This is a genomic window from Variovorax sp. EBFNA2, assembly GCF_033802765.1.
Lineage (GTDB): Bacteria > Pseudomonadota > Gammaproteobacteria > Burkholderiales > Burkholderiaceae_C > Variovorax > Variovorax paradoxus_H.
The window spans coordinates 3,264,073-3,278,086 of record NZ_CP138496.1 but is presented as its reverse complement, the minus strand read 5'-3'; the positions used below and the strand labels follow the sequence as shown (position 1 = coordinate 3,278,086).

Sequence of the window (14,014 nt, the reverse complement as noted above, 5' to 3'; positions counted from 1 at the left end):
GCGGCAGGACAAACGGCGATGGCGCGCGCCATTGCAACGGTGGCCACGCTGGCCGCCGCAGCGGCGCTCGCGGCCTGCGGCGGCGGCTCGTCGGGGTCGCCGGGCTTCCCGATCCTGCCGCCCGCACCGGCGCCGGCACCGGCCCCCGCTCCAGCACCTGCCGCCGACGGCCCCATGGTGCGCCAGACCACGGCCGGCAAGGTCGAAGGCGTGGACGACAGCGCCAAGACCGGCACCTGGTCCTGGAAAGGCGTTCCATTTGCCCAGCCCCCGGTCGGCGCGCTGCGCTGGCGCGCACCGGTCGAGCCCGAGGCGTGGACCGGCATCCGCCTGGCCAAGGCCTTCGGCAACGCCTGTCTGCAGATCGGCCGGCTCTTCAGCCCGGGCACCAACAACACCTACGACGCCACCATCGGCACCAACCTAGGCAAGCCGGTCGGCAGCGAGGACTGCCTGTTCGTCAACATCTGGCGTCCGGCCACCACCGACAAGAACCTGCCGGTGCTGTTGTTCATCCACGGCGGCAGCAATATTTCAGGCTACACGGCCGATCCGCTGTACGACGGCGCGGCGCTGGCCAAGGCCACCAATGCGGTGGTCATCACCGCCAGCTACCGGCTGGGCATCCTGGGCTTCCTGAACATGCCGCAGCTGCGGCCGGGCGGCAGCGCGGGCGACGATTCGGGCAACTTCGCGCTGCTGGACAACATGGCGGCGCTGCGCTTCATTCAAGGCAATGTCGCCAACTTCGGTGGCGACCCGGGCAACGTCACGCTGTCGGGCGAATCGGCCGGCGCGACCAACCTGCTGGCGGTGATGACCTCGCCGATGGCCAAGGGCCTGTTCCACAAGGCCTTCGAGATGAGCGGCGGCATTTCGCTCGCGACCAACCTGCCGGCGAGGACGCTGCCGACGCTGCAGCCAGTGTCGGTGTCGCTGACGCAGGGCCAGACGATCCTCGAAAAGCTGCTTGTCGCCGACGGTACTGTGGCCGATGACGCGGCGGCCAAGGTGTACATCGGCACGCGCACGCCGGTGCAGATTGCCGAGTACCTGCGTGCGCAGGAGGGCGGGGCGCTGCTGACCAAGGTCGCTGCAGCCGGCCTGGGGGCCGTTGCGCCCATTCCCGACGGCACGGTACTGCCGGCCGACCCGATCGGCGCCATCGCGGCCGACAAGTACGTCAAGGTGCCCATGCTCGCGGGAAACACGCGCGACGAAGGCAAGCTCTTCGCGTCGCTGCTGAAGACCATCGGCTACCCGGACCCCGGCTGGATCGTCACCGACGCCCAGCGCTTCTCGATGATGTTCGGCTTCAACCCCGATGCCGCGCCCACGCTCACGGTGGCCGACATCATCCACCCGACCTACCTGCCGGTAGGTGCGGTTGGCCTGGGCTACAACGCGGCCACGGACACCATCACGCAGGGCCTGTTCGGCGCCAACCGCGACAACCTGCTCAACACCATGAAGACGCGCCAGTCGAACCTCTGGCACTACCGCCTCGACTGGTCGCAAGAGGCCGCGCCGTGGAACGACGTGTACGGCGCCGCGCACGCCTTCGACCTGCCGTTCGTGTTCGGCAACTTCGAGGGCTCGCTGCTCAGCAACGTGATGGGCGGCAAGGCCAACGAGAAGGGGCGCGTGGCGCTGTCGAAGGCCGTCATGGCCAGCGTCGGTGCGTTCATGCGCAACGGCGATCCGAACACGCCCGAACTCGGTGCAACCTGGGGCACGTGGCCTTCGCAGATGCTGCTCGACGCGACGCCGACGGCCGCCAGGATCACGCCGGTGACGGTCCCTTGAAGAGCCGCTTCGTTCAATCATGCAGTGCGGGTTTGTGTCATTGTGCAAGTGGCCGAAGCTTGCGTGAATCTCTCGTTCGCAAAGCTTTCTGAAGTCATTTCACATAGGAGTCCGTAGATGCTGGGTTTGATGCAAGACCAACCGCTTTTGATCTCGTCGCTGATCGAGTTCGTCGAGCGCCACAACGGCGACGGCGAGATCGTCTCGCGTCGTGTCGAGGGTGATATCCACCGCTGCACCTGGAGCGACATCGCATCGCGCGCCCGGCAGGTGGCCAACGCGCTGGACGGCGAGCAACTGCTGTTCAGCGACCGCATCGCCACCCTGGCCTGGAACGGCTACCGCCACCTGGAGCTGTACTACGGCGTGAGCGGCAGCGGCCGCGTGCTGCACACCATCAACCCGCGCCTGCACCCCGACCAGATCGCGTGGATCGCCAACCATGCCGAAGACCAGATCCTGTGCTTCGATCTGAGCTTCCTGCCGCTGGTGCAGGCGGTGCATGCGCGTTGTCCCACGATCCGGAAATGGGTTGCACTGTGTGACGCCGACAAGCTGCCGGCCGACAGCGGCGTGCCCAATCTCGTGAGCTACGAAACCTGGATGGGCGCGCAGTCCACCGATTACGACTGGCCCACCTTCGACGAGAACTCGGCCTCGAGCATGTGCTACACGAGCGGCACCACGGGCAACCCGAAGGCCGCGCTGTACAGCCACCGTTCGACCATGCTGCACGCCTACGCTGCCGCGCTGCCCGACGTCATGCGCATCTCGGCGCAAGACTCGGTGCTGCCGGTGGTGCCGATGTTCCACGTCAACGCCTGGGGCATTCCGTATTCGGCCGCGCTGGTGGGCTGCAAGCTCGTGTTCCCGGGCCCGTCGCTCGACGGCAAGTCGGTGTACGAACTCATCGAAGCCGAGGGCGTGACCTTCGCGGCCGGCGTGCCTACGGTCTGGCAGATGATGCTGGGCCACATGCAGGCCAACGGCCTGAAGTTCAGCAAGCTCAACCGCACCGTCATCGGCGGCTCGGCCTGCCCGCCGGCCATGATCACGGCGTTCCAGGAGAACTACAACGTCGAGGTGCTGCATGCCTGGGGCATGACCGAGATGAGCCCGCTGGGCACGCTGTGCACGCTGAAGAACAAGCACCTGTCGCTGCCCGCCGACGCGCAGTTGCAGATCCGCATGAAGCAGGGCCGCGCCATCTTCGGCGTCGACATGAAGATCGTCGACGGCAACGGCGACGAGCTGCCCTGGGACGGCAAGGCCTACGGCGACCTGCTGGTCAAGGGCCCCTGGGTCGTCAAGGAGTACTTCAAGGGCGAGGGCGGCAACCCGCTGGTCGTCGACGCCGCGGGCCGGGGCTGGTTCCCCACCGGCGACGTGGCCACCATCGATGCCGAGGGCTACCTGCAGATCACCGACCGCAGCAAGGACGTGATCAAGTCCGGTGGCGAATGGATCAGCTCCATCGAGATCGAGAACATCGCCGTCGCGCACCCGGCCATTGCCATGGCGGCCTGCATCGGTGTGTTCCATCCCAAGTGGGACGAGCGCCCGATCATCGCCGTCGTGAAGAAGCCCGGCGCCGAAGTCACCCGTGAGGAGCTGCTGAAGTTCTACGAGGGCAAGACCGCCAAGTGGCAGATCCCCGACGACGTGGTGTTCGTCGAGGCCATTCCGATCGGCGCCACCGGCAAGATCCTCAAGACCAAGCTTCGCGAACTGCTCAAGGACTACAAGCTGCCGGGCCTCTGAAGCACGGCCAAAGCCCACCCGCACTGTCGCGCACGCGATAGGAAGGCCGCTTCGGCGGCCTTCCTTCCGGGCAATCCCTGTGCGGCGAAGAAAAGGGCGCTTGTACGCTGGCGTCCCCCGGCTCTTTCACTCAGGAGACTCTTCATGCACTTCGGTATCAAGTCAGTGGCAGCCTGTGCCATGTTGGTGAGCGTTTCAGCGTCATTCGCCCAGAAGGGCGAGACCGTCAAGATCGCCTGGCTCGACCCGCTGTCGGGTCTCATGGCCGCGGTGGGCACCAACCAGCTCAAGACCACGCAGTTCCTGGCTGAGGAGTTCAACAAGAAGAATGCCTCGGGCGTGAAGTTCGAGATCATCGCGATCGACAACAAGCTCAGCCCGCAGGAGACCACCGCCGCGCTGCGCTCGGCGCAAGACCAGGGCGCGCGCTACATCACCCAGGGCAACGGCTCGGGCCCGGCGCTGGCGATCATCGATGCCATCGAGAAGAACAACGCGCGCAACCCCGGCAAGGAACTGCTCTACCTGAACTACGCGGCGGTCGATCCCGACCTCACGAACAGCAAGTGCAGCTACTGGCACTTCCGCCTCGATGCCGACACCTCCATGAAGATGGAAGCGCTGACCACCTGGATGAAGGACCAGACCGACATCAAGAAGGTCTACATCCTCGGCCAGAACTACGCGCACGGCGTGCAGGTGTCCAAGTACGCCAAGGAAGACCTGAAGGTCAAGCGCCCCGACATCCAGATCGTGGGCGACGACCTGCACCCGCTCGCGCAGGTGCGCGATTTCTCGCCCTACATCGCCAAGATCAAGGCCTCGGGCGCCGACACGGTCATCACCGGCAACTGGGGCTCCGACCTCTCGCTGCTCATCAAGGCGGCCAACGACTCGGGCCTGGACGTCAAGTTCCTCACGTACTACGCACCGGGCGCCGGCACGCCCACGGCCATGGGCGCCACCTCGGCAGGCAAGGTCTACACCGTGGCCTATGCCCACTACAACATGGGCGGCGAAATCCAGAAGCTGCTGACCGGCTACAAGAAGAAGATGAACGACGACCTCACGCAGTCGTCGATCTATCACACCTTCGCATTGCTCGATGCCGCTTTCGTGCAGACCAAGTCGACCGACCCCGTCAAGGTGGCCGCGGCGCTCGAAGGCATGAAGATCAAGAGCTTCAACGGCGAGGTCGAGATGCGCAAGGCCGACCACCAGCTGCAGCAGGGCCTGTACATCTCGCGCTGGGAGAAGGCCAGCGCCAAGTACCCCTACGACGCCGAGAACACCGGCTACACCAACGTCCCCGTGAAGTATTACGAGTCGTATGTGGCGAGCACGCCCACGACCTGCCAGATGAAGCGCCCCTAGGCGTCTTTGTGAACGCATTTCCTACCCATCGGTAGAAGAAACCTACCGACGGGTAGTAAATCAGGAAATGCACTGTCGCCTGCGCGATAGATACGTGCCCTTGCGGCCCCTTCCTTACGGGCATTCCCTGAGGGGTGGGGTGGCAAAGACTTGTACGCTTGTGCAGCGTTTTTGATATCGGTTCTGACCAGGAGATATAGATTGAAGTTCGCTCTGAAGATCGCTACCGCCGCCGTGCTCGCGGCAACTGCCGCCGGTGCATTTGCCCAGAAGGGTGAGACCGTCAAGATCGCGTGGCTCGACCCGCTGTCGGGCCTGATGGCGGCGGTCGGCACCAACCAGCTCAAGACCTTCCAGTTCCTGGCCGAAGAATTCAACAAGAAGAACGCGGCCGGCGTGAAGTTCGAGGTCATCGGCATCGACAACAAGCTCAGCCCGCAGGAAACCACCGCCGCGCTGCGCTCGGCCATGGACCAGGGCGCGCGCTACGTGGTGCAGGGCAACGGCTCCGGCCCGGCGCTGGCCATCATGGACGCGCTCGAAAAGCACAACGCCCGCAACCCGGGCAAGGAAGTCGTGTACTTCAACTACGCGGCCGTCGATCCCGACCTGACCAACAGCAAGTGCAGCTACTGGCACTTCCGCCTGGATGCCGACACTTCCATGAAGATGGAAGCGCTGACCACCTTCATGAAGGACCAGACCGACATCAAGAAGGTCTACCTGATCAACCAGAACTACTCGCACGGCCAGCAGGTCTCGAAGTACGCCAAGGACAACCTCAAGAGCAAGCGCCCCGACGTGCAGATCGTCGGCGACGACCTGCACCCGCTGGCCCAGGTGCGCGACTTCGCACCCTACATCGCGAAGATCAAGGCATCGGGCGCCGACACCGTCATTACCGGCAACTGGGGTTCCGACCTCGCGCTGCTCATCAAGTCGGCCAACGACTCGGGCCTGAACGTCAAGTTCTACACCTACTACGCCGTGACCAACGGCACGCCGACCGCCATGGGCGCGGCCTCGGACGGCAAGGTGTACATGGTGGGCTACAGCCACTACAACGCCCCGGGCCCGATCGCGCCGATGATGAACGAGTTCAAGAAGCGCTTCAACGAAGACCTGTACACGACCTCGCCGTACACCGTGTACGCGATGCTCGCCGAAGCCTTCGTGCGCACCAAGTCGACCGACCCCGTCAAGGTGGCCGCCGCCATGGAAGGCATGAAGTTCAAGAGCTTCAACGGCGACGTCGAGATGCGCAAGTCCGACCACCAGCTGCAGCAGGGCCTGTGGATCACGCGCTGGCAGAAGGCCGACGCGAAGAGCCCGTACAGCCCGGAAAACACCGGCTACACGCTGGCCCCGGTGAAGTACTACGAGCCCTACGTCTCGAGCACGCCCACCTCGTGCCAGATGAAGCGACCCGGCGGCGCCTCCTGATCGGCGTCTGATCGCCCCCTGACCGGTCGAGGCCCGACTTCAACACTCGGGCCTCTTTCTTTTTCAACCGACACGGAAGACCGATGAACGTCGAATTCTTCGTCATCTCACTGCTCAACGGCGTCAGCTACGGCTTGCTGTTGTTCATGCTGAGCTCTGGCCTTACGCTGATCTTCAGCATGATGGGTGTGCTCAACTTTGCACACGCCAGTTTCTACATGCTGGGCGCCTATTTCGCCTACACCCTGTCAGGCGTCGTCGGCTTCTGGCCTGCGCTCTTCCTGTCGCCGCTGCTGGTGGGCGCACTGGGTGCGGCCTTCGAGCGCTACAGCCTGCGCCGGGTCCACAAGTTCGGCCACGTGCCCGAACTGCTGGTGACCTTCGGCCTTTCGTACCTCATCCTCGAGCTGGTCCAGCTGGTCTGGGGCCGCTCCACGGTGCCCTACGGCCTGCCCGAGGCGCTGCAGGGGCCGCTCTTCACGCTGTACGGCACCCAGTTCCCCAAGTCGCGCTCGTTCATCATGCTGGTGGCGCTGCTGATGCTGGTGTCCGTGTGGCTGCTGCTCACGCGCACGCGCATCGGCCTGGTGATCCAGGCGGCGCTGAAGCACCCCGACATGGTCGAGGCGCTGGGCCACAACGTGCCGCGCGTGTTCATGCTGGTGTTCGGCGGCGGTGCCGCGCTCGCCGGCCTGGCGGGCGTGGTCGGCGGCAACACCTACGTCACCGAACCGGCCATGGCGGGTTCGGTCGGCTCCATCATCTTCGTGGTGGTGGTGGTCGGCGGCATGGGCTCGCTGGCGGGCGCCTTCCTGGCGTCGCTGCTGATCGGCATCATCCAGACCTTCGCCGTGGCGCTGGACCACTCGCTGGCCACCGCGCTGCAGGCGCTGGGCGTGGCCGTGACCGACCAGACCTTCGGCTACGAGCTGCTCAAGCTCACGATCTCGCAGGTCGCGCCGATCCTGCCGTACCTGTTCCTCGTGCTGATCCTCATCTTCCGCCCGAAGGGTCTTCTGGGCACCCGGGAGGACTGACACCATGACCACCGCAACCACCACTTCCCCGACCCCGACGCGGTACTACCGCTTCAAACCCTGGAACATCGGGCGCTACCTGATCTGGGCGCTGTTCGCGCTGGTGCTGATCATCTCGCCGATGCTGTTCAAGAGCAGCCTGGCGCTGACGATGCTCTCGCAGATGGGCTACCTGATCATCATCTGCCTGAGCTACAACATCCTGCTGGGGCAGGGCGGCATGCTGAGCTTCGGCCATGCCGTCTACACCGGCCTGGGCTCGTTCATCGCCATCCATGCGATGAACCTGGCGACCAAGGGCGGCCCGACGATTCCGCTGGTGCTCATTCCGCTCGTCGGCGGTCTGGCGGGGATGTTCTTCGCCATCCTGCTGGGCTTCGTGACCACCAAGAAATCGGGCACCACCTTTGCCATGATCACCATGGGCATCGGCGAGCTCGTGGCCTCGATGGCGCTGATGTTCCCGAGCTTCTTCGGCGGCGAGGGCGGCATCACCACCGACCGCGTGTACGGCCCGACCTTCTTCGGCTTCAACTTCGGTTCGCAGATCCAGGTGTACTACCTGATCGCCGCGTACTGCTTCGTGTGCACCGCCCTGATGTATGCCTTCACCGGCACGCCGCTGGGCCGCATGCTGAACGCGGTGCGCGACAACCCGGAGCGCGTGGAGTTCATCGGCTACAACACGCAGCGCGTGCGCTACTTCGCGTTCATCATCGCGGGCTTCTTTGCCGGCATCGGCGGCGGCCTGGCCTCGATCAACTTCGAGATCGTGAATGCGGCCGACAGCCTGAACGCCATCCGCTCGGGCGGCTACCTGCTGTTCACCTTCCTGGGCGGCGCGGTGTTCTTCTTCGGTCCGATCATCGGCGCGGTGCTGCTGGTGTTCGCCTCGATCCTGCTGTCCGAACTGTCGAAGGCCTGGCAGCTGTACTTCGGCCTGGTGTTCGTGTTCATGGTGATGTTCGCCCCGGGCGGCATCGCCAGCCTGGTCATGATGAACCTGCGCGTGGCCAAGTTCGGCAAGTTCAACCGCTTCTGGGGCCTGTACGCCGCGCTCGCCGTGGCACTGGTGCCGGTCGTCATCGGTGCGGCTGCGCTGATCGAGATGATCTATCACATCCAGCTCAACGCGGCGATGGGCCCGGACCTGAAGTTCTTCGGCACCATGCTGAACACGGCGGGCATGAGCAGCTGGCTCGGCGCCATCGCGATCCTGGCCGTCGGCCTGGGCCTGCTCGAGGTGGCACGGCGCCGCTTCGTGCGGGTCTGGGGCCAGGCGCAGGAAGAGATCGAAGCAGAAATCAAACGTCGGGAGGCGGCGTAAATGAGCGCGCAATACGCATTGGAACTGAAGGCGCTGCGCAAGAATTTCGGCAAAACCGAAATCATCCGCGGCGTGGACCTGGCGGTGAAGGCCGGCGAACGCATCGCCGTGATCGGGCCGAACGGCGCGGGCAAGTCGACGCTGTTCAACCTGATCAGCGGGCGGCTCACGCCCACCAGCGGCGAGGTGCTGCTCAACGGCCAGCGCATCGACGGCAAGAAGCCGTATGAAATCAACCGCCTGGGGCTGTCGCGCAGCTTCCAGATCACCAACATCTTCCCGAAGCTCAGCGTCTTCGAGAACCTGCGCTGCGGCGTGCTGTGGAGCCTGGGCTACAAGTACACCTTCCTGCGCTTTCTCTCGAACCTGGACGACGCCAACGCGCGCACCGAAGAGCTCATCAAGCAGATCGGCCTGGAGCGCAAGCGCGACGTGCATGCGGTGAACCTCACCTATGCCGAACAGCGCGCGCTCGAGATCGGCGTGACGATCGCCGGCGGCGCCGGCGTCATCCTGCTGGACGAGCCCACGGCCGGCATGAGCAAGACCGAGACCTCGCACTTCATCTCGCTCATCAAGCACGTCACCGTCGGCAAGACGCTGTTGACGGTGGAGCACGACATGGGCGTGGTCTTCGGGCTGGCCGACAAGATCGCCGTGGTGGTCTACGGCGAAGTCATCGCCTTCGACACGCCGGCGGCGGTTCGCGCCAATGCGCGGGTTCAAGAGGCGTATCTGGGGTCCTCTGTGGCCGATGCACAGGGAGCGGGACACTGACATGCTGAAGCTTCACGACATCCACGCCTACTACGGCAAGAGCCATGTGCTGCATGGCGTTTCCTTCGACGTCCGCCCGGGCGAAATCGTGGCCCTGCTGGGTCGCAACGGCTCGGGCCGTTCGACCACTGCCAAGGCCATCATGGGCCTGGTGCATGCCGAGGGCACGCTGCAGTGGAAGGGCAACGACATCCTGCGCCGCAAGGCCTACGAGATCGCGCACATGGGCATCGGCTACGTGCCCGAAAACCGCGAGATCTTTCCCAAGCTCACGGTGCACCAGAACCTGCTGCTGGGGCAGAAGGGCACGGGCAAGGGCAGCCGCTGGCAGTTCGACGACATGTACACCATGTTCCCGCGCCTGAAGGAGCGCCAGCACACCGAGGCCGGCGTGCTCTCGGGCGGCGAGCAGCAGATGCTCACGCTGTGCCGCACGCTCATGGGCGACCCCGACCTGATCATCATCGACGAGCCGACCGAAGGCCTTGCGCCCAAGATCGTCGAGCTGGTGGGGCAGTACCTGCGCACGCTGAAGGACAAGGGCATCTCGGTGCTCCTCATCGAGCAGAAGCTCACCATCGCGATGCAGATTTCGGACCGTGCGCTCGTCATGGGCCACGGCAGCATCGTGTTCGACGGCACGCCCGACAGCCTGCGCGCCGATGGCAATACACGCCGGGAGTGGCTGGAGGTCTGATCCAGCCGGGAGTCCGGGCTACGCCCCGGATTCCCCTTGTCCCGACAGCGACTGCGTGCCATTGTTGCGACGCGCAAAACGCCTAGAATCCTCGAAAAAGAACACTCGTGCTTTTTCTTCTTTTTCTTCACACACCAAGGAACGCAGCATGACGGCTGAATACAAAGTGCTCGGCGATGTCGCCGTGATCACCCTGACCAACCCGCCGGTCAACGGTCTCGGCTTCTCGACACGCATCGGCATCACCGACGGCCTGTCCAAGGCCAATGCCGACAGCGCCGTCAAGGCCATCGTCATCACGGGCGCCGGCAAGGCGTTCTCGGGCGGTGCGGACATCAAGGAATTCGGCACGCCCAAGGCGCTGCAAGAGCCCAACCTGCTGAGCGTGATCCTCTCGCTCGAAGCCTCTCCCAAGCCCATCGTCGCAGCCATCCATTCGGTGTGCATGGGCGGCGGCCTCGAGCTGGCCCTGGGCTGCCACTACCGCGTGGCCGCTCCCGGCACCAGCGTGGCACTGCCTGAAGTCAAGCTCGGCCTGCTGCCGGGCGCCGGTGGCACGCAGCGCCTGCCGCGCGTGCTCGGCGTGGAAACTGCCCTGAACATGATCGTCAGCGGCGAGCCGGTGAAGAGCGAACTGCTCGCGAGCCTGCCGGGCCAGAAGCTGTTCGACAAGCTGGCCGCATCGGCCGAGTCGGTGTTCGACGAAGCCGTCGAGCTCGCCAAGTCGGTCGCAGCGAAGGGCGGCGACCTGCCGCTGGTGCGCAACCTGCCGTGCAAGCACCCGCAAGGCGATGCCTACTTCCAGTTCGCGAAGAACATGGTCGGCGGCATGTCGAAGAACTACCCCGCGCCGCTGAAGTGCGTCGACGCTGTGCAGGCCGCAACGAAGATGAAGTTCGACGACGGCATGGCCGAAGAGCGCCGCCTCTTCACCGCGCTGATGTTCACGCCCGAATCGCTGGCGCTGCGCCACCTGTTCATGGCCGAGCGCGCCGCGAGCAAGATCCCTGACGTGCCCGAAGACACGCCCCAGCGCGACATCAAGGCCGTCGGCGTCATCGGCGCCGGCACCATGGGCGGCGGCATCTCGATGAACTTCCTGAACGCGGGCATCCCCGTCAAGATCCTCGAGATGAAGCAAGAGGCACTCGACCGCGGCATTGCCACCATCAAGAAGAACTACGAAGCCCAGGTCAAGAAGGGCAAGCTCAAGCAGGACAAGTACGAGCAACGCATGGCGCTGTTGAGCACCACGCTGAGCTACGACGACCTGAAGGACGCCGACCTCATCATCGAAGCGGTGTTCGAAGAAATCGGCGTCAAGGAAAAGGTCTTCAAGGAACTCGATCGCGTCGCCAAGAAGGGCGCCATCCTGGCCTCGAACACCTCGACGCTCGACGTCGACAAGATCGCCTCGTTCACCGACCGCCCGCAAGACGTGGTCGGCATGCACTTCTTCAGCCCGGCCAACGTGATGAAGCTGCTCGAAGTGGTGCGCGGCAAGGCCACGTCCAAGGACGTGCTGGCCACCGTGATGGCCATCGGCAAGAAGATCAAGAAGACCTCGGTCGTGTCGGGCGTGTGCGACGGCTTCATCGGCAACCGCATGATCGAGCAGTACAGCCGCCAGGCCGGCTTCCTGCTGGACGAAGGCGCCACGCCGCAGCAGGTCGACAAGGCCGTCGAGAAGTTCGGCTTTGCCATGGGCCCGTTCCGCATGGGCGACCTGGCCGGCAACGACATCGGCTGGGCGATTCGCAAGCGCCGCGCCACCGAGCGCGCCGACATGAAGTACAGCCGCACGGCCGACAAGCTCTGCGAACTGGGCCGCTTCGGCCAGAAGACCGGGGCAGGGTGGTACGACTACCAGGCCGGCAAGCGCGACGCCATTCCGTCGGACCTCGTCAACAAGATGATCGAGGACCACCGCAAGGAACTGGGCATCACGCCGCGCAAGATCTCCGACACGGAAATCGTGCAGCGCCTGGTGTTCGCGCTCGTCAACGAAGGCGCGCACATCCTGGAAGACGGCATTGCCTCCAAGTCGGGCGACATCGACATGGTGTACCTCACCGGCTACGGCTTCCCGATCTACCGCGGTGGCCCGATGCACTACGCCTCGCAGGTCGGCCTGTACAACGTGGCCGAGACGATGAAGCGCTTTGCGCAGAACCCGCGCGACGACGCCGAGTTCTGGCAGCCCGCACCGCTGATCCAGAAGCTGGTGGCCGAAGGCAAGTCCTTCAGCTGAGACTGAACTGAACCCAGATCAAGACCGCCCATGTTGAAACGCATCTTCCTCGGGCTGCTGCTGGTGCTGCTGGCACTCGTGGCGGCCGTGGCGGTCAAGACCTGGACCACGCCATCGCAACAGCTTGCGGTGGCGCCCGCACCGAAGCTCGAGATCGACCTGCAGGCCGCTGCGAAGCGGCTGGCCGGTGCGATCCCGATCCGCACGGTGTCGAGCCTGGACGATCCGGCCGCCAACCTGGCCGAGTTCGACAAGCTGCACGCCTACCTGGCGCAGCAGTACCCGAAGGTCCACGCCACCCTCAAGAAGGAAGTGGTGGGCCAGAAGGCCTTGCTCTATACCTGGACCGGCACCGACCCGTCGGCCAAGCCGATCGCGCTCATGGCGCACCAGGACATGGTGCCCATCGCGTCCGGCACCGAAAAGGCCTGGTCGGTCGATCCCTTCGCGGGCGAGATCAAGGACGGCTTCGTCTGGGGCCGCGGCACGCTCGACAACAAGAGCAATCTTTTCGCGCAGATGGAAGCCATCGAGCTTCTCATTGGCGCCGGCTTCCAGCCGAAGCAGACCGTCTACCTCGTGATGGGTGACGACGAAGAGGTGAGCGGCCTGCGCGGCGCGCTGCCCATCGCCGAGCTGCTCAAGTCGCGCAACGTGCGCCTCGACTGGGTGCTCGACGAAGGCCTGCTCGTGCTCGACGGCGTGCTGCCCGGCCTGAGCAAGCCCGCGGCGCTCATCGGCCTGGCCGAAAAAGGCTACGGCACCTTCTTCCTCTCGCTGGACACCGCACCCGGCCATTCGTCGATGCCGCCGCAAAAAAGCGCCATCGGCCGCATGAGCGCCGCGCTCGCGCGCCTCGAAGCCAACCAGATGCCCGGCGGTATCCAGGGCGTGGCCGGCCAGATGTTCGGTGCGCTCGCCCCCGAGATGGGCGGCGTCAACCGCGTCATGCTGTCGAACCTGTGGCTCACCGAGCCGCTCGTGCGTGGCCAGCTCGAGAAGAGCCCGAGCAGCAATGCCATGCTGCGCACCACCACCGCGCTGACCATCGTGCGCGCCGGCAACAAGGACAACGTGCTGCCCGGCCGCGCCGAGGCTGCCGTCAACTTCCGCGTGCTGCCCGGCGACACGCTCGCCAGCGTCGAGGCGCACCTGCGCAAGGCATTGGGCGACGACGAGATCAAGATCAAGCCGTACCCCGGCAACTCGGAGCCCTCGCCGGTGTCGCCCACCGACAGCACCGGCTACCGCGCGATCCAGCAGGCCGTGCGCCAGAGCTTCCCCGACGCCGTGGTGGCGCCCGGCCTCATGACCGCCGCCACCGATTCCCGTCACTTCAGCCTCGTGAGCGATGCCGTCTTCCGCTTCTCGCCGTTCCGCGTGAAGGGCGAAGACCTGGCGCGCTTCCACGGCAACAACGAACGCCTGGCCATCTCGAACTACGGCGAGATGATCGGCTTCTACCACCAGCTCCTGCGCAACACGAACGCTGCCGCGCCGGCGCAATGACGACCCCGTCTTCTTCCTCTTTTCCCTTCCAT

At 64.9% G+C, this 14,014-nt stretch carries 10 protein-coding genes; all 10 read left to right on the top strand.

Annotated elements, in window-relative coordinates; translation table 11 throughout:
* The first annotated feature begins 18 nt into the window (after positions 1 to 18).
* The 10 genes from RZE79_RS15345 (at position 19) to RZE79_RS15300 (ending at position 13,982) form a co-directional block, all read left to right on the top strand.
* The gene (locus RZE79_RS15345) at positions 19 to 1,806 is read left to right on the top strand and encodes a carboxylesterase family protein (RefSeq protein WP_319355282.1); all 1,788 of its coding nucleotides are present in this window, start codon (positions 19 to 21) and stop codon (positions 1,804 to 1,806) included.
* A 117-nt stretch (positions 1,807 to 1,923) separates the two neighbouring features.
* Entirely contained in the window at positions 1,924 to 3,567 is a 1,644-nt protein-coding gene (locus RZE79_RS15340; RefSeq protein WP_319355281.1) for a 3-(methylthio)propionyl-CoA ligase, read from the top strand.
* Positions 3,568 to 3,711: 144 nt separating this feature from the next.
* Entirely contained in the window at positions 3,712 to 4,941 is a 1,230-nt protein-coding gene (locus tag RZE79_RS15335; protein ID WP_153284257.1) for a branched-chain amino acid ABC transporter substrate-binding protein, read from the top strand.
* 201 nt (positions 4,942 to 5,142) lie between these two features.
* Positions 5,143 to 6,384 (top strand): branched-chain amino acid ABC transporter substrate-binding protein, encoded by a 1,242-nt coding sequence (locus RZE79_RS15330; protein ID WP_153284258.1) that lies wholly within the window; start codon positions 5,143 to 5,145, stop codon positions 6,382 to 6,384.
* Between the two features lie 83 nt (positions 6,385 to 6,467).
* Positions 6,468 to 7,421, top strand: a complete 954-nt coding sequence (locus RZE79_RS15325) for a branched-chain amino acid ABC transporter permease (RefSeq protein WP_056580816.1) — start codon at positions 6,468 to 6,470, stop codon at positions 7,419 to 7,421.
* A 4-nt stretch (positions 7,422 to 7,425) separates the two neighbouring features.
* Entirely contained in the window at positions 7,426 to 8,748 is a 1,323-nt protein-coding gene (locus tag RZE79_RS15320; protein ID WP_319355280.1) for a branched-chain amino acid ABC transporter permease, read from the top strand.
* The gene (locus tag RZE79_RS15315) at positions 8,749 to 9,525 is read left to right on the top strand and encodes an ABC transporter ATP-binding protein (RefSeq protein ID WP_062471315.1); all 777 of its coding nucleotides are present in this window, start codon (positions 8,749 to 8,751) and stop codon (positions 9,523 to 9,525) included.
* Between the two features lies 1 nt (position 9,526).
* Complete coding sequence (locus RZE79_RS15310) at positions 9,527 to 10,222, top strand: ABC transporter ATP-binding protein (protein ID WP_101491595.1); 696 nt, start codon at positions 9,527 to 9,529, stop codon at positions 10,220 to 10,222.
* Positions 10,223 to 10,370: 148 nt separating this feature from the next.
* Complete coding sequence (locus RZE79_RS15305; protein WP_319355279.1) at positions 10,371 to 12,473, top strand: 3-hydroxyacyl-CoA dehydrogenase NAD-binding domain-containing protein; 2,103 nt, start codon at positions 10,371 to 10,373, stop codon at positions 12,471 to 12,473.
* 30 nt (positions 12,474 to 12,503) lie between these two features.
* On the top strand, positions 12,504 to 13,982 hold the full coding sequence (locus RZE79_RS15300; protein ID WP_319355278.1) for a M20 family peptidase: 1,479 nt from the start codon (positions 12,504 to 12,506) through the stop codon (positions 13,980 to 13,982).
* Positions 13,983 to 14,014: the final 32 nt, after the last annotated feature.